Raw genomic sequence first — 23,258 nt, 5'->3', positions numbered from 1 at the left:
GCCGGCATGTCTGAGACACGCTGCGGCCCTTCGGACAACCGCCCCTTGGAAGGACCGCGCTTCGGCGACACCCTTCTTAGGGACTGATACCCCGCACGGGGAGACCCGCCGGGGTTTGGAAAGATGCGGTCCCGGCCGCGAAGGCCGGGACCGCGGGGCATAAGCCCTGTTACTTCAGCTCGACCTTGGCGCCGGCCTCTTCGAGCTTCTTCTTCAGCTCTTCGGCTTCAGCCTTGGCAACGGCTTCCTTCACCGTCTTCGGAGCGCCCTCGACCAGGTCCTTGGCTTCCTTGAGGCCAAGACCCGTGATCGCACGGACTTCCTTGATGACGTTGATCTTCTTGTCGCCAGCGTCGGTCAGGACGACGTCGAACTCGGTCTTCTCTTCCTCGACCGGAGCAGCAGCGCCAGCGCCAGCAGCGGCAACGGCGACCGGAGCGGCGGCGGAGACGCCCCACTTCTCTTCGAGCATCTTGGAGAGCTCGGCGGCCTCCATGACGGTCAGAGCGGACAGTTCTTCAACGATCTTCTCGAGATCAGCCATATTCTCAAATCCTTATGGTTCGAACCGTAATCGGTTTCGACAGTGTGTTTGGAATCCGCCTTATGCGGCCTCGTCCTTCTTGGCGTACGCGCCGAACACGCGGGCAAGCTGCCCGGCCGGAGCGTTGACGACCTGGGCGATGCGCGAAGCAGGGGTCTGAATCAGGCCCACCAGCTTGCCACGCAGCTCGTCCAGCGACGGCATCTCGGCCAGAGCCTTGACACCATCCGCATTCAGGTTCGTCGAGCCGAGTGCGCCACCCAAAACCACGAGCTTGCTCTGGTTCTTGGCGAACGCCATCGTGGCCTTGGCAGCGGCGACCGGATCTTCCGAATAGGCGATGACGGTCGGACCACTGAACAGGACGGCGATGTGCTCGAGCTCAGTGCCTCGAAGGGCAAGTTTCACAAGACGGTTCTTGGCGACTTTGACCGTGCCGCCGGCTGCCCGAACCTGCGACCGGAAGGTCGTCATGTCCGCAACCGAAAGCCCGGCGTAGTGCGCGACGACGACAACGCCGGTGCCCTGAAGCACCTCGTTGAACGACGCGACGAACTCTCGCTTCTCCGTTCTTTCCACTTGCCTACTCCATTTGGCGGCGAATGCCGCCGGTTTGTCTCTGCCGCCCGCAGGCGATCCCTCGTGAGGACCGTCGGCGGACAACACCGAGGATCCTGCCCCCTCGCGAGCCTTTCGGCGCGGCAAGGACAAACGGTTCGAACCGGCTGGGGAATTCCCCGTGTCGGCTCTTACCCGTCTATGCAGGCCCGCTTCGGGCTTAAGCGATCAACCGGCGAACCGGCGTCACACACCTGCAGTCTCGGACAGGACACCCGCCCCGAGGGGCGGATGATCCGCCCGGCCAGGGCCGGGCGGAATTCGTGTCGCGACGCGTCGAGCGCGCCGCGAAAACAATCAGGCCGTAACGGTCGAGGTGTCGACCTTCAGGCCGGGACCCATCGTCGAGCTGATCGCAACCCGCTTGAGATAGGTGCCCTTGGCGCCGGCCGGCTTGGCCTTGATCACGGCATCGACGATCGCCTTGATGTTCTCGCCAAGCTTGTCGGCATCGAACGAGACCTTGCCGACGCCGGCGTGAATGATGCCAGCCTTCTCGACGCGGAACTGAACGGCACCGCCCTTGGCGTCACGCACGGCCGAGGAGACGTCCGGGGTCACGGTACCGACCTTCGGGTTCGGCATCAGGCCGCGCGGGCCCAGCACCTTACCCAGACGACCGACGAGCGGCATCATGTCCGGGGTGGCGATGCAGCGATCGAAATCGATCTTGCCCGACTGCACCTCGGCGACCAGCTCCTCGGCACCGACGATGTCGGCACCGGCGGCCTTGGCCTCGTCAGCCTTGTCGCCACGCGCGAACACGGCAACACGAACCGACTTGCCCGTGCCATTCGGCAGGACGCAGACGCCACGGACCATCTGGTCGGCGTGACGCGGGTCGACACCGAGGTTGATGGCGATGTCGACGGTCTCGTCGAACTTCACCTTGGACCGCTCCTTGACCAGCGCAAGCGCCTCGTCGAGAGCGTAGAGCTTGTTGCGATCAACGCCCTCGCGGGACGCCTTGACGCGCTTTGCAATCTTCGCCATCGACTTACTCCGTGACCTCGAGACCCATGGACCGCGCCGAACCGGCAACCATCAGCATGGCCGCGTCGACGTCGTTCGCATTGAGGTCCTTCATCTTCGCTTCGGCGATCTCGCGCACCTGGGCGCTCGTCACCTTGCCGGCGAAACCACCCTTGCCGGGGGTCTTCGAACCCGACTTCAGACCGGCAGCCTTCTTCAGCAGGAAGCTGACCGGCGCCGTCTTCACTTCGAACGTGAAGGAGCGGTCGGAGTAGTAGGTGATGACGGTCGGGCACGGCGTGCCCTTTTCGACATCCTGGGTCTGCGCGTTGAACGCCTTGCAGAACTCCATGATGTTCAGACCGCGCTGACCAAGCGCGGGACCGATCGGCGGCGACGGGGTCGCGGAGCCGGCCGGCACCTGCAGCTTGATGTAACCTTCAATTTTCTTCGCCATTCGTATCTCCAACTGGCGCTACCGACGAATCGGCATTCTCAGATCAGGTGGTCAGACCCCGTATCGCCCGGCGAACGATGCGAACGGTGCCTCCCACCAGGGAGTGGAGCAACTTCGCCCCAACTTGTCCGGCAACCTGCCGGACCCTCCGGCCCTTAGGCCGAAACTTCGCCAAAAACAACCGACCGCGCAGCCGCGAACACCCAAAAGGCGCTCGAGCGACATGCACGCGATCAGATCTTCTCGACTTGTCCGTATTCCAGTTCGACGGGCGTCGCCCGACCAAAGATCGAGACCGCCACCTTGAGGCGCGCGCGCTCGTCGTCGACTTCCTCGACATGCCCCGAGAAGGATGCAAAGGGGCCGTCGGCCACCCGTACCTGCTCTCCGATCTCGAAGCTCACAGACGGCTTCGGACGCTCGACGCCCTCCTGCACCTGATGCAGGATCCGCATGGCCTCGGCCTCGGAAATCGGAATCGGCTTCTGATCGGCACCGAGGAACCCGGTCACCTTCGGCGTGTTCTTGATCAGATGGTAGGCCTCGTTGGTCATTTCCATCTTGACCAGAACGTAGCCCGGGAAGAACTTCCGCTCCGCGTCGACCTTGCGACCACGGCGAACCTCGACAACCTTCTCGGTCGGAACGAGCACTTCCTCGAACAGATCCTCAAGCCCCTGCTGGGAAGCCTTCTCCCGAATCGATTCCGCCACCTTCTTCTCGAAATTCGAGTAGGCGTGCACGATGTACCAACGCTTGGTCATAATCCCTCGAGCCGATTGCATTCCGATCCCAACTTAGGAGCCAAGACCGAGAAGCCAGCCGATACCCCGACCCATGAGCCAGTCGGCAAGCAGAAAGAAGACGGAGGCCAGAATCACCATGATGAACACCATCACGGTAGTAACCGCGGTTTCCCGGCGCGTCGGCCAAGAGACCTTGGCCGTTTCCTTGCGGACCTCGCCGATGAACGTGAAAGGGTTCGATTTCGCCATTGAACTACCGGTTTCGTCACGACACACAGGCGCGCGGAATCATCCACGCGCCTTGGTCGAAAGCCCTAATTAAGGCCTAACGGCCCGTCGATCAAGAGCAAAGGTGGCAGGGGCGGAGGGACTCGAACCCCCGGCCCTCGGTTTTGGAGACCGATGCTCTACCAGCTGAGCTACACCCCTAGACCTTTCAAGGCCTTCGTTTAAGGAGTTTTCACGGACGCATCAAGCGGGAAATGACGAATGGGTGAATTAATTCACATTTCGTTTGAACCAGCTAGACGGGAATAGCCCTCACACGCGAAAGCCGCGGCGCGCGCACCGAGGTCGGCCTCGCGCAGGGCACACAAACCGCCAGATCACCGGCCGAAGGCGTCGTCACCGCCGCCCGACACGGCACCCACTCCAGACTTTTCCCCGGCGACACACGCGCACCTCAAGCGCCCGGACGCAGAGCGAAGCCCCCTCCCCGCGAACGCAAGAAGGGCGCGACCTTGCGAGGCCGCGCCCTTCGAGTTCATGCCACCCGCGAGAATCGCGGGAAGCGTATTACTTGATGATCGAAGCGACGACGCCGGCACCGACGGTGCGGCCGCCCTCGCGGATGGCGAAGCGCAGGCCTTCTTCCATCGCGATCGGCACGATCAGCTCAACCTCGACCGACACGTTGTCGCCCGGCATCACCATCTCGGTGCCCTCGGGCAGCGTGACAACACCCGTGACGTCCGTCGTGCGGAAGTAGAACTGCGGACGATAGTTGGTGAAGAACGGCGTGTGACGGCCACCCTCTTCCTTCGTCAGGATGTAGGCCTCGGCCTTGAAGTTCGTGTGCGGCGTAACCGAACCCGGCTTGCACAGAACCTGACCGCGCTCAACGTCTTCACGACCAATGCCGCGGATCAGCGCGCCGATGTTGTCGCCAGCCTGGCCCTGATCGAGCAGCTTGCGGAACATCTCGACGCCCGTGACCGTCGTCTTCTTCGTGTCGCGGATGCCGATGATCTCGACTTCCTCGCCGACCTTCACGATGCCGCGCTCGACGCGACCCGTGACGACCGTGCCACGACCCGAAATCGAGAACACGTCCTCGATCGGCATCAGGAACGGCATGTCAACCGGACGCTCAGGCGTCGGGATGTAGTCGTCGACCGCAGCCATCAGCTCACGGATCTTCGTCTCGCCGATCTCCGGATCGCGACCCTCGAGGCCGGCAAGAGCCGAACCCGCAACGATCGGAATGTCGTCGCCCGGGAACTCGTAGGACGAAAGAAGCTCGCGCACTTCCATCTCGACGAGCTCAAGGAGCTCGGCGTCATCGACCTGGTCGACCTTGTTCAGGAACACGACAAGCGCCGGAACACCGACCTGACGCGCAAGCAGGATGTGCTCGCGGGTCTGCGGCATCGGGCCGTCGGCCGCCGAACAAACCAGGATCGCGCCGTCCATCTGCGCAGCACCCGTGATCATGTTCTTCACGTAGTCGGCGTGACCCGGGCAGTCGACGTGGGCGTAGTGACGCGCTTCCGTCTCGTACTCAACGTGAGCCGTCGAGATCGTGATGCCACGCGCACGCTCTTCGGGAGCGGCGTCGATCATGTCGTACGCCTTGAAGTCGCCGAAGTACTTCGTGATCGCGGCCGTCAGCGTCGTCTTGCCGTGGTCAACGTGACCAATCGTGCCAATGTTAACGTGCGGCTTCGTCCGCTCAAACTTTGCTTTCGCCATCGGCGTCGCTCTCTTAGCTTGCGGTTAAGTCCATCAAACTCGATAAAGACCCGACCGCCGCTCGGCGGTGGATGCTCTGACCTGGCAACGTCATTCTCGCATGCCAAGTCCGGTTGCGGCCGTGAACTCGTAAGTGGAGCGGGTGAAGGGAATCGAACCCTCGTCATCAGCTTGGAAGGCTGCTGCTCTACCATTGAGCTACACCCGCCGCCGGTCGGGGGGTGGTGGAGGAGGTTGGATTCGAACCAACGTAGGCAAAGCCAACGGATTTACAGTCCGTCCCCTTTAACCACTCGGGCACTCCTCCGAGTCACCCTTCCCGACGCAGAAGCGTTCCGGATGGCTTCACGAAAATGCCTCGCAAAACAATCGCGAGGCCGTTCCCGTGGCGGGTGTTATGCAGATCAGGCATGGGGGTGTCAACGCCCATTTGCCTCCTGTGGACACAAAATCGACGCCCCCGGTGGATCGCTTTCCGCTTGCCCGCGATGGGGACCCGCGATAAGCGCTCGTCCCATGACAACGCCCACTCGCCCCGCACGCCGGCATCCCGGCGGAAAACCCCGCCATCGCGGTTCCTCTTTCTCCCGACAGGCTGAGGAAGGCCCGCTGCATCTTTATGGGCTGCACACGGTCGAGGCGGCCTTCAACAATCCCCAGCGCGAGCGCATCAAGCTGCTGGCGACGGAAAACGCCTTGCGCCGCCTGGCCGAACGCGGCGTCTCCCCGGACGTGCCTGTGGAAATCGTCAGCCCGCGCCAGCTCGACAAGCTCGTGGGCCGCGATGCGGTGCATCAGGGCGCTGTGCTGGAGGCGCTCCCCCTGCCCGCTTATGGTGCGCGCGACCTCGGACGCGCCCGGCTCGTGCTGGCGCTCGACCAGGTGACGGACCCGCATAATGTCGGCGCCATCCTGCGCTCCGCCGTGGCGCTGGCCGCCGACGCCGTGGTGACGACGGAGCGCCACGCGCCGGAAGAAGGCCCCGTGCTCGCCAAGTCGGCCTCGGGCGCGCTCGATCTCATCCGTCATGTGCGCGTCAAGAACATGGCCCGCTTCGTCGCGGAAATGCGCGAGGCCGGCTTTACCTGCGTCGCGCTCGACAGCGACGGCCCTGCGCGACTCGAGGACACCGAACTTGGCGACAAGGTCCTGCTGGTGCTTGGCTCGGAGGGCAAGGGCGTGCGCCAAGGTGTGCGCGAAGCCTGCGGCACGCTCGCCCGCCTCGACATGCCCGGCGAGATCGCCTCGCTCAATGTCTCCAATGCCGCCGTTCTCTCTCTCTATGTAACGCGCATGAAACTGGGGCTTTGAGCGAACCCGCGCGCACCTGCCACCGGGCTTTCTCCGCCCCTTGAGCACAACGCGCGTTTTTCGCACAGGCAGCACGCTAGAAACTGATGCACCCCGTCAGGACTTGTGCTAGAAGCGCCGCGTTTGCCGGTATAGCTCAGCTGGTAGAGCACCTGATTTGTAATCAGGGGGTCGCGGGTTCGAATCCTGCTGCCGGCACCACCTCCCGGTGACATTCCTCCGAGCGTCGGTCCTTCAGGGCATGGTTCGGTCCGCTGCGCCGGGACCAGCCCTTTCGCGCAGTCCCGCACCACGGGGCTTGACGCCCCGACGCCGCCCGGCCAACCCGCAACGGCGGTCCGGTCGAGACACAAGAGGACAGAAGATGACCCCGCTCGGTTTCCCGGATCCCGCCTTCGTCGCCCGCCAGACCGCGAAGATGCTGCTTGAGGTCAAGGCCGTCCATTTCCGTGCCGACGAGCCCTACAAGCTGACTTCCGGCATCGCCAGTCCGGTCTACATCGACTGCCGCAAGCTCATTTCCTATCCGCGCCTGCGCTCCACGCTGATGGATTTCGCCGCGGCAAAGATCCTTTCCGACATCGGCTTTGAATCTCTCGACGGCATCGCCGGCGGCGAGACGGCCGGCATTCCCTTCGCGGCCTGGATTTCCGAGCGCCTGGCACTGCCCATGCAGTATGTCCGCAAGAAGCCGAAGGGCTTTGGCCGCGATGCCCAGATCGAGGGCGCGCTCGGCGAAGGCGACCGGGTGCTGCTCGTGGAGGATCTGACAACCGACGGCGGCAGCAAGGTCCGCTTCGCCGAGGCGCTGCGCAAGGCTGGCGCCCAGGTCGACCACACCCTTGTCCTGTTCTTCTACGACATCTTCCCCGAGACCCACGCCGCCATGGCAAAGCACGGGCTGACGCTGCACTATCTCGCCACCTGGCGCGACGTGCTGGCGGTTGCCCGCGAGGACGGCCACTTCCCCGAGGCAACGCTCTCAGCGGTGGAGTCCTTCCTCGACGCCCCGCTCGCCTGGTCGGCGAAGCACGGCGGCATTTCCGAATTTGCCGTCTGAGCAAGCGCCGGAATTTGCCGGAAACGACAAGGGGGCCATGTGGCCCCCTTTTTCTTTGCCCTCACGCACCCGCCGGGGGCCCCGACCTTTTCAGCGGGTGCGGCACCGGTTCCTTTGCGCGAAAGGCATATGTGCGGATCACCTGCCAGTAGGAGCGAAACACATAACCGCCGTTGTTGCGGATGAACGCCTCGCGGTTCTCCGCGTAGACAGCCGGCAGCCGATACCACGGCAGGCCAGGCCGGGCGTGGTGGACCGCATGCAGCGAATTGAACAGAAAAAGAAAGGCGAGCGGCCCGCGGTCCTCGATCAGCACCGTCCGATGACCGACCGCCTCTTCCGCCTGATGCTCCAGAAAGGTGCGGATCGCCAGCAGGGAAAAGCCGAGATAGCAGCCGGCCAGATAGGCCATGAACGGAAAGCCCGGAACCTGCGCCAGAAGCCAGAACAGCAGTGCGCCGAATGCGGCGTGCTCAATCCATGCACGCGCGACACCCCTTTGTCCGGCGCGAATCAGGCGCGCTTCGGTGCGATAGAACGCGGCAAGACTGACCGCGGGGCCAAGTAACACACGCCCGGCAAGCGTGTTGTTGAGGCGCAGCACCAGCCGACGCGCCGGCCCGGCGCTCGCCCAGTCGCGCGGGTGCTGGTACCAGCTCTCCGGATCCTCATACGGATCCGTCAGGCGCGGATCATCGTGATGGGCGATATGCAGCGCGCGAAACCGCCAATAGGGCACGAACAGTCCCAACGGCAGCGCCACCAGCAGCGCGTTTATGCGCGGCGCGCGGAACGGGTGACCGTGCAGGGCCTCATGCTGAAGCGACGAATGCAACGCGATCAGCACGCCAAACAGAAGAGCCGCGCCCCAGCCCAGCGATTCGGCGTGAAGGGCGAGCACCAGGAAAGCCCCATACACGCCGACGAGCAGCCCGAGCGTCGGCCATTCGACAGCGGCAAGCCGAGCAAATGGACGCATGCGGCCGCCGACGTCGTTCTTCCGCCCCCCCGCCCGCTCCTGCGAGCGGACGGGCCGCCACCAAAGTCGGCCCGCAGACGGCCGCCTCGTATCGGCAGCAGCGAGGCGACAGGTGGGCGGAACAAGGCGGTAGGTGGGTTTGTCTGGCATGCCTCCTTGATCGAGCCGATGGCCGAGCCTTGCAATGAGTCAATGATCAAGCGAAAGCGAGATGATACATTGATTACACAAGAGGTATGCGACTTCACAATTTTCATGTGATTTCACATAGACCATGATCCGGGCGAGCAGGAAGCAGGGCATGAGGGGAACCGACAAGCGGGAACTGGCGGCGATCTTTCGCGAGCGGCTGGCGATCCTGATGGCGCGGCGTGCGGAACCGCCTGCCCGCTTCGCCATGCGCATCGGCCTCGACCGGTCGGCGCTGAGCCACTTCCTCGACCCGGTCTCGACACGAATGCCACGCACCGAGGCCTTGTGCGACATCGCCCGCGCCGAAGGCGTGACCACCGACTGGCTTCTCGGCCTCACGCAGACCACCAACGGTGCAGCCGACATTGCTCCCGCCATCGAGATCGAGCAGGCGGAAGACGGGCGCGGCGAGACCTTGCTGGCGAGCTGGCACCAGCAGGCGATCGGCTACAAGATCCGCTATGTCCCCTCCACGATCCCCGACCTCCTGCGGACCGAGGCCGTCGTTGCCTATGAATTCGGCGCTCCGGAAAGCGCCAAGGCCGCCGCCAAGGCCGACCAGGGCCGCAGGTTGCTCGCCTATACCCGCAGACCGGAGACCGACATGGAGGTCTGCATGCCGTTACAGACGCTGGAGGAACTCGCTGCCGGCACCGGCATCTGGTCCGGTCTTCCCGCTGCAGACCGACAGGCTCAGCTGCGCCACATGGCCCGGCTGATCGACGAGCTTTATCCGACCTTCCGCCTGTTTCTCTTCGACGGGCGCGAGCGATTCTCCGCCCCCTACACCGTGTTCGGCCCTCAGCGCGCCGCGCTCTATCTCGGCACGCTCTATCTGGTGATCAACTCGGTCGAGCAGATCCGTGCCCTTACGCGTCATTTCGACGGCCTGATCCGGGCTGCAGCGGTCGGCCCCGACCGGGCGGGCGCGCATCTTTCCGGATTGGCAGAAAAATGAGACACTTGCGCCGGAGCAGTCACGGCTTCGTGATGCCTCCCCGACTTGAGCGTGCGACACTTCGCGCGGAATGTTGTCCGGGGCGGCGACTGCCGTGCCATTCGAGGGAGACACTGACCATGATGAAAACGGGTATCCGGGCGCTTGCGCTCGCCATGCCGCTGGTGATGAGCGCGGCTGCCGCCAACGCCGACCCGGTCGCGATTCGCCAGGAGATGATGAAGTCCATCGGCGCCGCGACGGGCACGCTCGGCAAGATGATCAAGGGCGAGATCGACTATGACCCGCTGGCGGCAAGCCTTGCCATGCGGATCATCTTCGCCACGCCGTCCGGCTTTATCACCGAGTTTCCAGAAGGAAGCGAGACGGCCGAGAGCGAAGCCGGACCGAAGATCTGGGAAGACAAGGCCGGTTTCGACAAGATCGCCATGGACATGCAGGACGCCGCCCTTGCCGCGATCCCTGCCGCCGGCAAGAGCCTCGACGATCTCAAGGGCGCCTTCGGCCCGGTGGCCAAGAACTGCAAGGCCTGCCACGAGACATATCGCGTCAAGAAGAACTGAGGCACACGGCCCTGCTCAACGTGTCGCCGCCCCGGCCTGCCGCTGTCGCAGACGGGCCGAGGCGGCGGGGCGGTGACGGCTCCAGAGGACCCGCAGAGGATCTGAATGACCCGAAGGACCTTCCGCCGCCTTGTCGGCGTCTTCCTGCTCATCATCGCCGCAATGCTCTATGTGACCCGTCCGGAACGGGTCGACACGTCTGCGATCCCCGCACATGAGCCAGATCTCTCCAACGGCGAGCACATGTTCTGGGCGGGCGGCTGCGCCTCCTGTCACGCCGCGCCAGGCGCGGAAGGAGACGCCAAGCTCGTGCTTGCCGGCGGCGTCGAGCTCGACACTCCCTTCGGCCTCTTTCGCGTGCCCAACATCTCGCCCGACGCCGCGCATGGCATCGGCGGCTGGTCGCAGGCGGACTTCCTCACCGCGATGACCAAGGGCACCTCGCCGCGCGGAGAGCACTATTATCCGGCCTTCCCCTATACTTCCTACAAGAACATGCGGTCGGAAGACCTGCTTGACCTCAAGGCGTTCCTCGACACGCTGCCGACATCGCAGAACGCGGTCGCCGGTCACGACCTGTCCTTCCCCTTTTCCTGGCGCGGCGCGCTTGGCTTCTGGAAGTTCCTCTATCTCGGCGGCGAACCGCCCGCCGTGGCGGCCGACGCCAGCGACGCCGTGAAACGCGGCGCGTATCTGCTTGCCGGCCCCGGCCACTGCGCGGAATGCCACACGCCGCGCGACGTCTTCGGCGGGCTCGACCGTTCGCGCTGGCTTGCCGGAGGTCCCAACCCGGACGGCAAGGGAACGATCCCCAACATCACCCCGGCCCCCAACGGCATCGGCTCCTGGTCGGCCAAGGATATCGCCTATTATCTGGAAACGGGCTTCACGCCCGAGTTCGACAGCGTTGGCGGCGGCATGGCCTCTGTGCAGCAGAACTGGGCAAAGCTTCCAGCCGACTACCGCGAGGCGATCGCTGCCTATCTGAAGACCGTGCAGGCGGTGGCGGGCGAGAAGAAGTGACGCGCGCTTGGCGCGCCTCACCCTTCCGGCTGAGTCTCGGCGCGGATCCAGTCGAAAAATCCGGCGCTGCCACCAGCGGCTGCCACTGCGACGATAGCCGGTTCCTCGTAAGGATGAACCTCGCGTATCACCGCCACCGCCTCGGCAAGACGCGTCGCCGTTGTCTTGGCCAGGAACACGATCTCCTCGCCTTCCTCGACCCTGCCTTCCCACCGGTATAGCGAGACCATTCCGGGCCACATGTTGACGCAGGCCGCCAGGCGCGCGCCGATCAGACGCTCCCCGGCCTGCCTGCCACTCTCCATATCTGGAAAAGTCGCGTAAATCAGATGGATGTCGCTTTCGTTTTGCATCGGCGAACGGATTCCCAAGTCGGTGTCGGGCATGCTACGAGACCGGATGTCCCGTGCCTTGCGGTCACGTCCCAGCGACTGTGGCGCATCATGTCGGGATTTGAAACCGGGTGGAGACCTGCCATGGGCTTGCGTCGTGCCGCATCGAACACATGCAGATCCCGCGGGCCCAGGCGACGTCGCCCCGTTTCCCTCCACGGCCTCCGCTGCCGTCCGCTTCGTCAGGTCGCGCTATGAACGCTTCGCTTCCCGCCATCGACCGGATCGCCTTCGTTTCCAGTGACACGGAGGAGGCAGCGCTTGCCCGCGAAGCGCTCGAGACACGCTACGGCGCGCATGACCCCAAGCGCGCCGACGTGATCGTCGCCCTTGGCGGCGACGGGCTGATGCTGCAGACGCTGCACCGCTTCATGAACACCGGCAAGCCGATCTACGGCCTGAATCGTGGGTCCGTCGGATTCCTCATGAACGAATACCGCGAGGACGACCTGCTCGAGCGCATCCGCAGCGCCGCGGTCAGCCGCATCCGCCCGCTGGTGATGGAGGCAACCGACGCGCTCGGACACATCCATTCCGCGCTGGCCATCAACGAGGTCTCGCTCCTGCGCCAGACCCACCAGGCGGCGAAGCTGCGCATTTCCGTCGACGACCGGGTGCGCATGGAAGAGCTCGCCTGCGACGGGGTCATCGTTTCAACGCCGGCCGGCAGCACCGCCTACAACCTGTCCGCCCACGGGCCGATCCTTCCGATAGACGCGCATCTGCTGGCGCTGACGCCGATCAGCCCGTTTCGCCCGCGGCGCTGGCGCGGGGCGCTGCTGCCCAACCGGGTGCGGGTGCGCATCACCGTGCTGGAAGGAGACAAGCGCCCGGTGAGCGCGGCCGCCGACTACACCGAGATCCGCAACGTCGTCGAGGTCCGTGTCCGCGAGGAAGAGGGCTCGAGCAGCCTCGTGCTCTTCGACGCCGATCACAACTGGGACGAGCGTATCCTGACGGAGATGTTCCGCTACTGAGCCGCGATTTCGCATTCTCTATGAAAGAATATGCGAAAGTTTAACCGATAGACGGCACTCTTGCGGCCCAAGCATCCGTCTGCCGAACGCACGGCGGATGACAAAGCGGAAGAAACATGTCGTATCCGACCCTCAGTCTTGGCGCATTGCGCATCCTGATCGTCGAGGACAACGCCCACATGCGGCGCATCCTCCGTCGCATGCTGGCAGGCTTCGGCATCACTGCCATCCATGAGGCGGAGGACGGTGCTGAAGCGCTCGACCAGATCTCGCGCCAGGACCCCGATCTTATCGTCATGGACTGGCTGATGCCGATTGTCGACGGGGCCGAGCTCACCCGCCGCATCCGTTCCGGCCGACAGCCCGGATGCTTCGTGCCGATCATCGCCGTCACCGCGCATACTCAGAAACGCCGTGTCATCGAGGCCCGCGACAGCGGCGTGACCGAAGTGCTGTGCAAGCCGGTCTCGGCCAAGGCGCTCTATCTGCGCATCGCCAATTGCGTGCTCAACCAGCGCGACTTCATCCGCAGCAAGACCTTCTTCGGCCCCGACAGGCGTCGTTTCCAGACCCCGAACTTTCAGGGGATCGACCGGCGCGGCCTGCGCACCGACGACGGCTACGCTCTGGACGGAACCGGCCAAGTCACGCAGAATCGTTCAACCTCAGGATTGAGGGAATCGGCCTGACCGCCGCGTCCTCCGGGGAAACGGAACCCGCGGCGAGCCGGACGACGGCGACATCCGCAAGATCAATAACGCAGTCGGGGACCAGGCATGGCCAATGACCAGACCGGACGAGACGACGATTTCGAAGTTGTGAAGCCGCCGCGCGACCTGCGCTCCAAGGTGCGTGTCATGAGCGCGCGCGAGGCGGCGCGGTTCGATCCGGTCAAGGCGGCCGAGGCGGCGCTCGCCCGCCTCGCCGACGACTTCGATGACTGGATGGCATCGGAAGCGCTGACGCTGTCCAACGCGTGGACCGACATCCAGACCAATGGCATCGACGCGGAACGCCGCGATACGCTGTTCCGCGCGGCGCACGACATCAAGGGGCAGGCAAGCACGCTCGGCTACCCGCTCGTCGGCGCGGTTGCCGGCAACCTCTGCTACCTGATGGATCACGTTGACACGAAGCTTCTGCCGCTGACGCTCATTGCCCAGCATGTCGACGCGGTTCGTGCCATGGTCGCGGAAACCGCTGGAGAACAGGAAAACCACACCGCGCGCGCGCTGGTCGACGGACTTGCCGATGTGACGGAGGATTTCGTCGCGCGCAACGGTCGGCCGGAACAGGACGACTGAGCGGAAGCGGAGAAAGGTCCGCCCGTCAGACCACCACCATCAGGCCGCCAGCGTGCGCTCGCGGAAGTCGCGGGCCGCCTCGCGGGCGATTTCGGCGGAAAACCGCCTGAGCATGACGACGAGGTCGTCGGCCTCGACGCCGTCCTGCGCCTGATAGCGGGCGATAACCTCGCCGATCAGCAGCCGGGAAACCCGCGCGCTGCCAGCGACCGCCGGCGCATTCGGCGCGGCCGACAGCAGATCCCGCCAAACGGACACCGCAACGCAGAACAGCGAATGGGTCCGCGATGGCAGGCCGGCGCGTCCAAGCAACGCGCGCAGCGGCAGGCTGCGGCCTGACGAGAGGACACTCGCCACCCGCCGCCGCGACAATCCGGAAAGGCGCACAAGCGCCGTCTGGAACAGCTCCGCGTTGCCCGTGCACACACCTCTGAGCAGCAGACCGGCCGTGAGTTGCCCCGACTGGCGCAAGTGCTCGACCAGCGCCTCGGTCTCATGCGGCGCGGCGCAATTGGCAAGCGACACCGTCGCCCGCTCCCGCGCCTCCGCAACCACGGTGCGTGCCCGGTCCTCGTTGAGCCCCCGGCGCACCAGCGGATGGTCGCTCAGCAGGTCTCCGACCTGCTTCAGAAGCATCTGGCGGATCTCTATCGGCACATCGCCGCGCGTCAGCAGCGCCTCGCGCAGGGCGGCCTCCTTGCCGTGGCGCTCGACCAGGCGGATCAGGGAAAGTCGGGAAATGTCCGCACCCTCGTTGCCGACAAGCGCGACGCCCGCGTTCAGCGAACCAACCTCTGCGATCGCGGCCGCGACCGAGACACTCACCTGCGAGCGGCTCGCCACAGCGACCGGTAGCGGATCCGAATGCCCTGCCACCACGTCGACAAGCTCCGCATCGAGCAGCACCGGTGAATGGCGCAGCACGGTGGTCGCGATCTGCGGAAGATCGGAGACAAGTGCCAGGATCACCTCGCGCGGCGCGTCCTCGCTGCGCGCCAGGGCCTCGGCAAGCGCCCTGCGGACACGCACGCATGGGTCATCGAGGAGCAGCGTCAGGGCCGCTTCCGCCGCCTCCCGCTCGCCCTCGCTCAGCGTCGAGTGCAGATAGGCGCGCGCCAGCGCGCTCGTCGCTTCCGCCCGCCGGTCATCCGGCGCGTCGTCCATCCACCGCAAGAACTGTTCTACGATCATGGTGCCAGGTTCCCGAAAGGTGCCCAGGAACGCGGGCACCTTGTTCGACACCGACTATGCGCGCGAAACGCTTAAATCTTCGTTCACCATGAATCTGCGCCCGGGTGCACCACCCCGCCCTCCCCTGCCGAACCGCTCAGGCCTCGACGCGCAGGAAGCCGGCAAGGCCGGTCTTCTGGTGCTCGATCACATGGCAGTGGAACGCCCAGTCGCCCGGATTGTCGGCGACAAGAGCCACCTCCATGGTTTCCTGGGCCTGCAGCAGCGCCGTGTCGGTCCACAGCGGCGGCACGGGCCGCTTGTCGGAACGCAGAAGCTTGAACGTGTGGCCATGCAGATGGATCGGGTGATCGTTCTGGGTCTCGTTGCGCAGACGCAGGATGTAGCTCCGGCCGTGTTTCATCACCGCCAGCGGATCGAGCGGACCGGGCACGTCACCTTTCCACGCGACCCGGTTGATCGACCAGAACGTGTAGCCGAGGCTTCCGCAGATGGAGCGCTGCGGTGCATCGCCGGACGGCGTCCAGCCGAAGAGGAAGTCGAGCGTCTCGGCATTGGCAAGATCCGGCTCGGCATTCGGATTGGGCCGCAGAGGCTTCAGCTCCGCAAGACTGCGGTTGACGCTGGCACCGCTCGCCCGGAAGGTCGCCAGCGTCACCGGCCCGGTGGGCGAACTGCGCGTGAGCGTCACCGTCGCGCCCTCGCGCGCCGGCATCCGAAGCGCGATATCGGCGCGCTGTCCGGGTGCGAGCAGGATGTCGCGCGCCGGACGCGCCATGGGCAACGGGTTGGAATCGAGCGCGATGACACGCGCCGAACCTCCCTCCGGGCTGCCCGGCAGATCGCTGGCGAGGTCGTAGGAGGCGACGCGCGTCAGGTCCGTGACCGCCAGACGCAGGCGCACGAGCGCTCCAGCGGGGAGATCATGCAGCGGCTCCACCTGCCAGTTGACCGTGGAAACCGTGCCGAGCGTGCCGCCGCGCGCGGCGTTTCTCGGCTTGTAGAACTCGATGAAGGAGCCCTTCCCGTCCAGACGGAAATCACGAATGTTCAAAGGCAGGTCGACGTCGAACCCCGGATCCTCGTCCTCCTCGACGACGAGAACGCCGGTCAGCCCCCGGGCAATCTGCTCCAGCGTGTTGCAATGCGGGTGATACCAATAGGTGCCGGCATCCGGCGGCGTAAAGCTGTAGCGAAAACTCTTGCCGTCCTCGATGGGATTCTGGGTCAGATACGGCACGCCGTCCATCGCATTGGGAATGCGCAATCCGTGCCAGTGCACGGTCGCTGCCTCGCCCAACCTGTTATCGACGTCAACCGAGAACGGGCGCCCCTGTCGCATTCGCAGGACCGGCGCAGGCCCCTCGGGAACGAAGCTCATCATGTCGCGCGTCAGCGTACCGGGCAGGACTTCGTGGGAAAGCCGGCTGAGCTTCAGCGCACCGTCAGCCGCGAAGGCCCTGCGCGCGGCAAAGCCGCCGACCGCTGGCGCCGCCAACAAGGCTCCTGTTCCCACAAGAAGCTCCCGACGCGATATGCCCGTCATGATCCGCTCATCCCGTTCCTGCCAGCCGAGCCTGGCCTGCCCTCGACGCTCCCAAGAGAGAGCCGCCTTGCCGGAGCGACCTTACGCCCGCTCGCGGTCGGCTTGAACCCGGCCGGCCCAAAATACATGAGGCAAGAACGCCAGTTTTCCGCAAAACACACCGCAGCGGACAATTGGTCGCATCGCGGCAGGAGCAAAAACGCCGCCGCCCGCGACAAGGCGGGCGGCGGCGCGAAAGGATCATCAGCGAAATCCGGGGGCGGATCAGACCGGAGGCAGAAGTTCTTTCTGTTCGAAGTTCGGCCGATAGCTCAAGAAGCCGGTGAGATCGATTGGCTGCCCCTTGGCGATCGAGGCCGTCTTCAGCGACATGCCCTCGTCAAGCACCCGGGAACGAAGCTGCGTGTAGGCATCGGGCTCGCTATCGCGCTGCACGGCCGCGCGCTGCAGGGCCTCCTGCTGGCCGGCCTCCTGCGCCGCGAAGGCGGAAAGGTAGCGCGTGTCGAACGAAGCCTTGCGCGCCTCCACGCCATTGCGGAAGAGCGCATGGAACGGAGAAGACACCTCGCGGGTCGCCGACCAGGCCGACAGCACCCGGTTGGTCGGATCGCCCATCGACAGGCCCGTGCCGGTTTCGGCCACCGCGACGTTGGGAATGGCATCCATGCCGCCCGAATCACGCACCGCCGCAACGCTCTCCGGCTTTGTCGCGGGCAACGCCGCAAAGCGTGTGCCGGAGGTGCCCGGCAGGGTCGGCATCGATCCCCCGTGCTTGGCGATCAGATTGGCGTAGACTTCCTGCACGGAGCGCGCGCCACCGCGATCATAGAAGATCGGTTTGTTCGCCCGCGCCTGCTGGGAAAACACCTTGTCGGCGGCCATGTCCGGATTCTGCTCGGCCAGCCGGATCAGCTTCGACGCCCCGCCGGCCCCGAGGAAGTGGGCGATGTAGAGCTCGCCGTCGCTCGGCTGGCGACCGAGCTTGTCGCTTAGGTAGGCGGCGTTCTTCTGGGTCAGCTCGCCCGCCATTGCCGAGGCGATCTCGGCATTGTCGCGCAGGCTCAGGATCTCCCGGCGCATCTGCGGATCGGCGACCCGGTACTTGCCGTTCGCGGTGCGCTGGATCTGCTCGGCGTATTGGCCAAGGCCATGTTTGGAGCCGGTCTCCTTCAGCGTCTCCAGCCAGGTGCTCTCGATGAACTGAAACAGGCCGGAGGCGCTCGACGTGCGCGCCTTTGCGTCCTCATCGAAATTCGATTCGCGTTTCGCCGTCTTCACGAGGTAGTCGAAGGACGCACCAGTGGAGGTGCTGGCGGACTGAAAAGCCTGCTCTATCCGCGATGCGATCGAGGTCGTTTCGCCGACTTTCATGCTCCACGCTCCTGACTGGCTTCGAGAGTTCTTGCGAATTGATTAAAGAGTCCGAGGAAAGTGGTTAACGAGGGGTTAACATTCGCTAACTTGCGTTGCGAATTGAGAAATATGTCGCCAATCGAGCGACATGATTCGGGTTGCCCCCAAAGAAGGCCCCGGGGAGAATGCGCGAACATCAAGTGGAGGACGGCATGGCCGGATTGTATTTCGACGAATTCGAAGAGGGGCGGCTGTTTCGCCACGCGCTGACGCGCACGGTGACGGAGATGGACAACATGCTCTTCTCCAACATGACGCTCAATCCTCAGCCGCTGCATATCGACCGGCATTTCTGCGAGACGCAGACCGAATGGGGCCAGCCCCTGGTCAACAGCATCTTTACACTCGGTCTGATGATCGGCATTTCCGTGCACGACACGACGCTCGGCACCACCATCGCCAATCTGGGTATGAGCGACGTGAAGTTTCCAAACCCGGTCTTCCAGGGCGACAGCCTGCACTGCACGACCGAGGTGATCTCCAAGCGCGTCTCGAAGTCGCGCCCCGATGCGGGCATCGTCGAATTCGAGCACAAGGCCTACAATCAGCACGACAAGCTCGTCGCCGTCTGCCGGCGCCAGGCCTTCATGCGCAAGAAGACGGAAGACGGCTGATCATGCGCTCGCTTCTCTTCGTTCCCGGCGACAGCGAACGCAAGCTTGCCAAGAGCCTGTCGAGCGGCGCCGATATCCTGCTGATCGACCTGGAGGATTCCGTCGCGCTCGAGGCCAAGGCGACGGCGAGGACGATCGCAGCGGAGTTCCTCGCAGCCCATATCGGCGCCGCCGACCGGCCGAGGCTCTATGTGCGCATCAATGCGCTCGACACAGGCGAGACGGAGGCCGACCTTGCCGCGATCATGGCCGCGGGCCCCGACGGGGTCATGCTGCCGAAATCGATTTCCGGCCGCGATGTCGAGCACCTGTCGGCCAAACTTGCCGTTCATGAAGCCGAGGCAGGCCTTGAGGACGGCGCGACCCGTATCCTGCCTGTCGCCACCGAAACGGCCGCCGCAGTCTTCAATCTGGGCACCTATCAGGGCGCGAGCCCACGGCTGGAAGGGCTGACCTGGGGGGCTGAGGACCTGTCCGCCGACCTCGGGGCACTGGCGAACCGCGACGCGAGCGGAGGCTTCACCGAGCCCTTCCGGCTTGCTCGCAACCTTTGTCTCTGCGGTGCGGTCGCCGCCGGCGTCGTTCCGGTCGATACGGTCTTCACCAACTTCCGGGATATGGAGGGGTTGCGCGTGGAGGCACTGACCGCCCTGCGCGACGGCTTTACTGCGAAGATGGCGATCCATCCCGCCCAGGTGCCCGTAATCAACGAGGTCTTCACGCCCTCGCTGGACGATGTGGCCCACGCGCAGGCCATCGTCGCCGCCTTCGAGGCCGCCGGCAATCCTGGTGTCGTCGGGCTGGAGGGCGAGATGCTCGACAGGCCGCATCTGCGCCGCGCGGAAAAGCTGATCGCGCGCGCGCGGGCCGCCGGACGCGCCTGAACCCGCGACACGACCAGACACGAAAAAGCCCGGGTGGATCCGCTGCTCCGCCCGGGCTTTTTATCTGAAGACGCCTCGGACTAGCCCTTCGGTCGGGCCATCGTGAAGACCTCGTCGACGACCGCGTAGTCCATGTAGCCAAGACGCGACAACGGCCGGGCCAGCGTCACATCGAAACGCCCGTCGCGAAGGACGCTCTCGTCCAGATGGACGGTAACCACTTCCCCAAGCACCATCCAGTTGTCCGTCTCGCGCCCGTCGAGGCCCGTAAGCCGGATCGTCCGCAGATGCCGGCACTCGAGCGCCGCCTTGGCCTCACCGACGCGCGGTGCGCCGACGCTGGTCGAAGCCACCGGCGTCAGGCCCGCCGCCTCGAACTCCGACACCCCATGCGCCAGAGGGGCCGAGGAGGCGTTCATCGCGTCCTTCAGATTCTCGGTCGCGAGATTGAAGACGAAGTCGCCGGTCTCATCGATATTGGCGACCGTGTCCTTGTAGCCGCTCGACGAGAAGGCCAGGATCGGAGGCGTATCGCATACCGCGTTGAAGAAGCTGTAGGGCGCAAGATTGACGCTGCCGTCGCCTGCCCGCGTCGAGATCCAGCCGATGGGGCGCGGCGCAACAATCGCCTTGAAGGGATTGTGCGGCAGGCCGTGCCCGTCCGAGACATTGTAGGAATAGGTGCTCATGCACCGGTCCATTCGCTGACGACGGCTGCAAGGTCCGGGCGCGGACGCTCGCTCGGCGTCTCGCTTGCGGTGCCGATATGGATGAAGCCAGCGACGCGCTCCGTTTCGCCAAGACCGAGGATGGCGGCAACCCCGTCGTCAAAGGCCATCCATTCCGACAGCCACTGGGCGACGAATCCGCTCGCATGGGCGGCGAGCATCAGGTTCATGCACACCGCGCCGACGGAGAGCTGCTGTTCCCACACCGGGATCTTGGGATGCACCGCGGCGCGGCTGACAACCGCGATGACGAGCGGTGCGCGGGTGAAGCGCCCGGCTTCCTGCGCACGCCGGTTTTCGGGAAGTGCCCCGTCGCGCGCCTCGAGCAGCGTGACCAGCTTGCCGCCAAGCTCCGCGCGGGCATCGCCGCGGATGAGAACGAAGCGCCAGGGCGCAAGCTTGCCGTGATCCGGCACACGGGCAGCGGCGGTCAGCATGCGGTCAAGCGTCTCGCCTTCGGGGGCCGGCTCCACCATGCTCGCCGAGGGGTGGGAGCGGCGCGCCAGCAAAAGGCGCATGGTTTCGGAAATGTCCTGTGTCATAAGGATCCCTGTCATGATCGGCTGGAGAAGCCTTGGGGAATGGAACCGCAGGGTCGGGCTCCGGGGTCATGGCCCATGAGGTAAGCCCGTTTTCGGCCCTGTCAATCTTCAAGGTCCGGCTTGCTCGGGGGGCATGCCTGCGGACAACGGCATCGCTGCCGTTGCGGCAGACGGAAGCGGACTTGAAATCGCCCCAGTTTCAGGGTTTGAAACGCGGGACATCCTTGCAGGCGACACGACGGGGCAATTGGTTCGATGCGCGGCAGCTTTCTCAATCTCGTGGGGCTCGTGACCGGCCTTGCGCTCGGCGCGATAGCGATCTCCCCGGTTTTTGCGCAGGATGTGCTCACCCCGCCGAAAAAGCCCGACATCGACGCCCCCGCACGCTCCTCGACTTCAGGAGCAGGCCTCGAAGGATTGCTCGACGGCCCAGGCGCAAGCCGCCCCCTGTCGCAATCCTCCCCCTTCGGCAACGGCCTGCCCGGCTCGGACGAACTTTCTGCCTCCCCGCTCCTGGAAGGCCCGGTTCCTGGCGCCTCGGTCGTTCCCTACGCCCCCTCCTCGACCCCGGACACCGGAATGCCCGACATGGGCAAGGAAGCGCCGGTCTATCTCGTTGCCCGCCTCTCCGAGGACGGCCCGGCCGTCTCGCAGGGCGTTACCTGGCGGGTCTATGCCGAAAAGCCGAACGCGGAAGGCAAGCTGGAACTCGTCGCCAGCGCCAAGGGCGGCGACGCGGATCTCCGACTGACGCCAGGCGAGTATTTCGTCCACACCGCCTTTGGCTACGCCGGGCGCACCAGCCGCATCAGCGTGCGCCACGGCGTCACCAGCCAGACCGTTCTGCTCAATGCCGGCGGGTTGAAACTCGACGCCCAGTTCGGCGGTCACCAGCCGATCCGCACCGGGCGCGTCGTCTTCGACATCTACCAGAGCGAGTTCAGCAGCCGCGGCGAGCGCAAGCTCATTGCCGGAAACGTCAAGCCGGGCGAAATCGTGCGCCTGAACGCCGACACCTATCACATCGTCAGCCGCTACGGCGCGGTGAACGCGGTGGTGCGCGCGGACATTCGCGTCGAGCCAGGCAAGCTGACCGAGGCGACCGTCTACCAGAACGCCGCCCGCGTGACGCTGAAACTCGTCAGCCAGCCAGGCGGCGAGGCCATAGCAAACACCCGCTGGTCGGTGCTGACACCCGGCGGCGACACCGTCGTCGAGGCGACCGGCGCGTTCCCTGCCTTCGTTCTCGCCTCCGGTGACTACACGGTCATCGCCCGTAACGAGGACAAGCTCTACACCCGCGATTTCAATGTCGAGACCGCGAACCACGGCGAGGTCGAGGTTCTGACCAGCCAGTTGCTCAGGCAGTAGTCACGCCGCGATCCGGCGCATCCGGCGGCGGTCCGCCTTCGGACGCGGGCGGACCACTGCCGGCGCCATTGACACCACCTTGTGGTGAAGGTGCTCGATCATCGCCTTCTGATCCCCGAAAACGGCAAGCTCCGAATAGAGAACCGGCGCACCGACGCGCACGCGAAGCTCGCATCCCATGATGCGCCGGAATTCTCGGATATAGAGCGACAGGCGCAGCGTCAGCGACACCCGCGAAACGAGATGGAAGAGCGCCGAGTTCTGCCCTTCGAAATGAAGCGGGATCACCGTCGCCTTGGCCGACCGGATCATCTTGGCCGTGAAGGTCTTCCATGGCAGTTCCCGTGCCCGCCCGAAGGGTTTCTCGGCGGTGGCCACACCGCCGCCTGGAAAGACGATGATGGTAACGCCCTCGTTGAGCAGGCGCAGCGCCTCCTGACGGGTGCGCATGTTGGTCCTGAGCGCCTCGGCCGTCTCCTCGAAGTCGACCGGAAGGGCATAGGGCCGGATCTCCGGCGCCTTCAGCAACTCGTTGTTGATCAGGATCCGGTAGGGCCGGCCCAGCTTCTCGGCCATGGACAGGATCGCCAGGCCGTCGCCCAGGCCGTAGGGGTGATTGGCGATCATGACCAGCGGCCCGTTCGGCAGGTCCTCCGGCGGCCACGCCCCTTCCGCGACCACGACGTCGACACCGATCAGGTCCAGCAGATCGCTCCACTTGTACTGGGACGTCGTGGCGATCGCATCGCGCCAGTAGCGATAGTAGCCAAGCAGGTAGCCCCGGCCCGACACGGTTTCCACACAGCGGATGAAACCGCGCTTCAGCCAGGTATGCCCGTCGTTGGCATAGCTCAATTCAGTATCAGACAACTCGCGGCCCTCGCGCCGTGCTCGACCAGTTC

At 65.0% G+C, this 23,258-nt stretch carries 26 protein-coding genes and 4 tRNA genes; 12 read left to right on the top strand and 18 right to left on the bottom strand.

Annotated elements, in window-relative coordinates:
* Nucleotides 1-169 precede the first annotated feature (169 nt).
* The 10 genes from rplL to ACSLUQ_RS03540 form a co-directional block, all read right to left on the bottom strand.
* Nucleotides 170-544: a 50S ribosomal protein L7/L12 gene (gene rplL, locus ACSLUQ_RS03585; RefSeq protein ID WP_461807722.1), complete on the bottom strand. Its 375-nt coding sequence runs from the start codon at nucleotides 542-544 to the stop codon at nucleotides 170-172.
* Between the two features lie 60 nt (nucleotides 545-604).
* Entirely contained in the window at nucleotides 605-1,123 is a 519-nt protein-coding gene (gene rplJ / locus ACSLUQ_RS03580; RefSeq protein ID WP_461807721.1) for a 50S ribosomal protein L10, read from the bottom strand.
* Between the two features lie 336 nt (nucleotides 1,124-1,459).
* Nucleotides 1,460-2,155 (bottom strand): 50S ribosomal protein L1, encoded by a 696-nt coding sequence (rplA, locus tag ACSLUQ_RS03575; protein WP_461807720.1) that lies wholly within the window; start codon nucleotides 2,153-2,155, stop codon nucleotides 1,460-1,462.
* A 4-nt stretch (nucleotides 2,156-2,159) separates the two neighbouring features.
* Nucleotides 2,160-2,591, bottom strand: a complete 432-nt coding sequence (gene rplK / locus ACSLUQ_RS03570) for a 50S ribosomal protein L11 (RefSeq protein WP_461807719.1) — start codon at nucleotides 2,589-2,591, stop codon at nucleotides 2,160-2,162.
* 233 nt (nucleotides 2,592-2,824) lie between these two features.
* Nucleotides 2,825-3,355, bottom strand: a complete 531-nt coding sequence (nusG, locus tag ACSLUQ_RS03565) for a transcription termination/antitermination protein NusG (RefSeq protein WP_461807718.1) — start codon at nucleotides 3,353-3,355, stop codon at nucleotides 2,825-2,827.
* 33 nt (nucleotides 3,356-3,388) lie between these two features.
* Nucleotides 3,389-3,586 (bottom strand): preprotein translocase subunit SecE, encoded by a 198-nt coding sequence (secE, locus tag ACSLUQ_RS03560; RefSeq protein WP_461807717.1) that lies wholly within the window; start codon nucleotides 3,584-3,586, stop codon nucleotides 3,389-3,391.
* A gap of 104 nt (nucleotides 3,587-3,690) precedes the next feature.
* A tRNA-Trp gene (locus tag ACSLUQ_RS03555) sits at nucleotides 3,691-3,766 on the bottom strand.
* Nucleotides 3,767-4,132: 366 nt separating this feature from the next.
* Nucleotides 4,133-5,308, bottom strand: coding sequence for an elongation factor Tu (tuf, locus tag ACSLUQ_RS03550; RefSeq protein WP_461807716.1), 1,176 nt, complete (start codon nucleotides 5,306-5,308; stop codon nucleotides 4,133-4,135).
* A 134-nt stretch (nucleotides 5,309-5,442) separates the two neighbouring features.
* A tRNA-Gly gene (locus ACSLUQ_RS03545) sits at nucleotides 5,443-5,516 on the bottom strand.
* A 14-nt stretch (nucleotides 5,517-5,530) separates the two neighbouring features.
* Nucleotides 5,531-5,615 (bottom strand) — tRNA-Tyr (locus tag ACSLUQ_RS03540).
* Between the two features lie 209 nt (nucleotides 5,616-5,824).
* Between ACSLUQ_RS03540 and ACSLUQ_RS03535 the strand changes: the two genes are divergently transcribed.
* From ACSLUQ_RS03535 to ACSLUQ_RS03525, 3 genes are all read left to right on the top strand, one after another.
* A complete protein-coding gene (locus ACSLUQ_RS03535) occupies nucleotides 5,825-6,619 on the top strand; it encodes a TrmH family RNA methyltransferase (protein ID WP_417770714.1) in 795 nt (264 codons plus the stop codon).
* A 125-nt stretch (nucleotides 6,620-6,744) separates the two neighbouring features.
* Nucleotides 6,745-6,820: transfer RNA gene (locus ACSLUQ_RS03530), tRNA-Thr, on the top strand.
* A 163-nt stretch (nucleotides 6,821-6,983) separates the two neighbouring features.
* The gene (locus ACSLUQ_RS03525) at nucleotides 6,984-7,679 is read left to right on the top strand and encodes an orotate phosphoribosyltransferase (RefSeq protein ID WP_461807715.1); all 696 of its coding nucleotides are present in this window, start codon (nucleotides 6,984-6,986) and stop codon (nucleotides 7,677-7,679) included.
* Between the two features lie 61 nt (nucleotides 7,680-7,740).
* Here the strand turns inward: ACSLUQ_RS03525 and ACSLUQ_RS03520 are convergent, their stop codons facing one another.
* The gene (locus ACSLUQ_RS03520; protein ID WP_461807714.1) at nucleotides 7,741-8,658 is read right to left on the bottom strand and encodes a fatty acid desaturase; all 918 of its coding nucleotides are present in this window, start codon (nucleotides 8,656-8,658) and stop codon (nucleotides 7,741-7,743) included.
* 301 nt (nucleotides 8,659-8,959) lie between these two features.
* Between ACSLUQ_RS03520 and ACSLUQ_RS03515 the strand changes: the two genes are divergently transcribed.
* The 3 genes from ACSLUQ_RS03515 to ACSLUQ_RS03505 all read left to right on the top strand — a co-directional run bounded on the left by ACSLUQ_RS03515 (nucleotide 8,960) and on the right by ACSLUQ_RS03505 (nucleotide 11,394).
* Nucleotides 8,960-9,808, top strand: a complete 849-nt coding sequence (locus ACSLUQ_RS03515; protein ID WP_461807713.1) for a helix-turn-helix domain-containing protein — start codon at nucleotides 8,960-8,962, stop codon at nucleotides 9,806-9,808.
* Nucleotides 9,809-9,927: 119 nt separating this feature from the next.
* Nucleotides 9,928-10,371 carry a c-type cytochrome gene (locus ACSLUQ_RS03510; protein WP_417770718.1) on the top strand — a complete coding sequence of 148 codons (444 nt, stop codon included), beginning with the start codon at nucleotides 9,928-9,930 and terminating at the stop codon, nucleotides 10,369-10,371.
* A gap of 105 nt (nucleotides 10,372-10,476) precedes the next feature.
* Entirely contained in the window at nucleotides 10,477-11,394 is a 918-nt protein-coding gene (locus ACSLUQ_RS03505; RefSeq protein WP_461807712.1) for a c-type cytochrome, read from the top strand.
* A gap of 17 nt (nucleotides 11,395-11,411) precedes the next feature.
* Here the strand turns inward: ACSLUQ_RS03505 and cutA are convergent, their stop codons facing one another.
* The gene (cutA, locus tag ACSLUQ_RS03500) at nucleotides 11,412-11,780 is read right to left on the bottom strand and encodes a divalent-cation tolerance protein CutA (RefSeq protein WP_461807711.1); all 369 of its coding nucleotides are present in this window, start codon (nucleotides 11,778-11,780) and stop codon (nucleotides 11,412-11,414) included.
* Nucleotides 11,781-11,980: 200 nt separating this feature from the next.
* Between cutA and ACSLUQ_RS03495 the strand changes: the two genes are divergently transcribed.
* From ACSLUQ_RS03495 to ACSLUQ_RS03485, 3 genes are all read left to right on the top strand, one after another.
* A complete protein-coding gene (locus tag ACSLUQ_RS03495; RefSeq protein ID WP_417770721.1) occupies nucleotides 11,981-12,763 on the top strand; it encodes an NAD kinase in 783 nt (260 codons plus the stop codon).
* Nucleotides 12,764-12,879: 116 nt separating this feature from the next.
* Entirely contained in the window at nucleotides 12,880-13,452 is a 573-nt protein-coding gene (locus ACSLUQ_RS03490; protein ID WP_417770722.1) for a response regulator, read from the top strand.
* 87 nt (nucleotides 13,453-13,539) lie between these two features.
* Nucleotides 13,540-14,067: an Hpt domain-containing protein gene (locus tag ACSLUQ_RS03485; RefSeq protein ID WP_417770723.1), complete on the top strand. Its 528-nt coding sequence runs from the start codon at nucleotides 13,540-13,542 to the stop codon at nucleotides 14,065-14,067.
* A gap of 39 nt (nucleotides 14,068-14,106) precedes the next feature.
* Here ACSLUQ_RS03485 and ACSLUQ_RS03480 read toward each other — a convergent pair whose 3' ends face one another.
* The 3 genes from ACSLUQ_RS03480 to ACSLUQ_RS03470 all read right to left on the bottom strand — a co-directional run bounded on the left by ACSLUQ_RS03480 (nucleotide 14,107) and on the right by ACSLUQ_RS03470 (nucleotide 18,175).
* Nucleotides 14,107-15,258 (bottom strand): DUF2336 domain-containing protein, encoded by a 1,152-nt coding sequence (locus ACSLUQ_RS03480; RefSeq protein ID WP_417770724.1) that lies wholly within the window; start codon nucleotides 15,256-15,258, stop codon nucleotides 14,107-14,109.
* Nucleotides 15,259-15,394: 136 nt separating this feature from the next.
* Nucleotides 15,395-16,804: a multicopper oxidase family protein gene (locus tag ACSLUQ_RS03475; RefSeq protein ID WP_461807710.1), complete on the bottom strand. Its 1,410-nt coding sequence runs from the start codon at nucleotides 16,802-16,804 to the stop codon at nucleotides 15,395-15,397.
* A 264-nt stretch (nucleotides 16,805-17,068) separates the two neighbouring features.
* The gene (locus ACSLUQ_RS03470) at nucleotides 17,069-18,175 is read right to left on the bottom strand and encodes a lytic transglycosylase domain-containing protein (RefSeq protein WP_461807709.1); all 1,107 of its coding nucleotides are present in this window, start codon (nucleotides 18,173-18,175) and stop codon (nucleotides 17,069-17,071) included.
* Nucleotides 18,176-18,369: 194 nt separating this feature from the next.
* Here ACSLUQ_RS03470 and ACSLUQ_RS03465 point away from each other — a divergent pair, with 194 nt between their 5' ends.
* Nucleotides 18,370-18,831, top strand: coding sequence for a MaoC family dehydratase (locus ACSLUQ_RS03465; protein WP_417771198.1), 462 nt, complete (start codon nucleotides 18,370-18,372; stop codon nucleotides 18,829-18,831).
* A gap of 2 nt (nucleotides 18,832-18,833) precedes the next feature.
* Nucleotides 18,834-19,715, top strand: coding sequence for an HpcH/HpaI aldolase/citrate lyase family protein (locus ACSLUQ_RS03460; protein ID WP_461807708.1), 882 nt, complete (start codon nucleotides 18,834-18,836; stop codon nucleotides 19,713-19,715).
* An 80-nt stretch (nucleotides 19,716-19,795) separates the two neighbouring features.
* Here ACSLUQ_RS03460 and ACSLUQ_RS03455 read toward each other — a convergent pair whose 3' ends face one another.
* Together ACSLUQ_RS03455 and ACSLUQ_RS03450 are read right to left on the bottom strand one after the other, a co-directional pair.
* Nucleotides 19,796-20,404 (bottom strand): flavin reductase family protein, encoded by a 609-nt coding sequence (locus ACSLUQ_RS03455; protein ID WP_417770728.1) that lies wholly within the window; start codon nucleotides 20,402-20,404, stop codon nucleotides 19,796-19,798.
* The gene (locus tag ACSLUQ_RS03450) at nucleotides 20,401-21,000 is read right to left on the bottom strand and encodes a nitroreductase family protein (protein ID WP_461807707.1); all 600 of its coding nucleotides are present in this window, start codon (nucleotides 20,998-21,000) and stop codon (nucleotides 20,401-20,403) included. The genes ACSLUQ_RS03455 and ACSLUQ_RS03450 overlap by 4 nt, the downstream gene beginning before the upstream one ends.
* Nucleotides 21,001-21,240: 240 nt before the next feature.
* Between ACSLUQ_RS03450 and ACSLUQ_RS03445 the strand changes: the two genes are divergently transcribed.
* Nucleotides 21,241-22,356 carry a hypothetical protein gene (locus ACSLUQ_RS03445; RefSeq protein ID WP_461807706.1) on the top strand — a complete coding sequence of 372 codons (1,116 nt, stop codon included), beginning with the start codon at nucleotides 21,241-21,243 and terminating at the stop codon, nucleotides 22,354-22,356.
* Here ACSLUQ_RS03445 and ACSLUQ_RS03440 read toward each other — a convergent pair whose 3' ends face one another.
* On the bottom strand, nucleotides 22,357-23,226 hold the full coding sequence (locus tag ACSLUQ_RS03440) for a lysophospholipid acyltransferase family protein (RefSeq protein ID WP_461807705.1): 870 nt from the start codon (nucleotides 23,224-23,226) through the stop codon (nucleotides 22,357-22,359).
* Nucleotides 23,227-23,258 lie beyond the last annotated feature (32 nt).

The sequence above is a fragment of the Stappia sp. ICDLI1TA098 genome (assembly GCF_054880955.1).
This window is presented reverse-complemented; position numbering and strand designations above follow the sequence as displayed.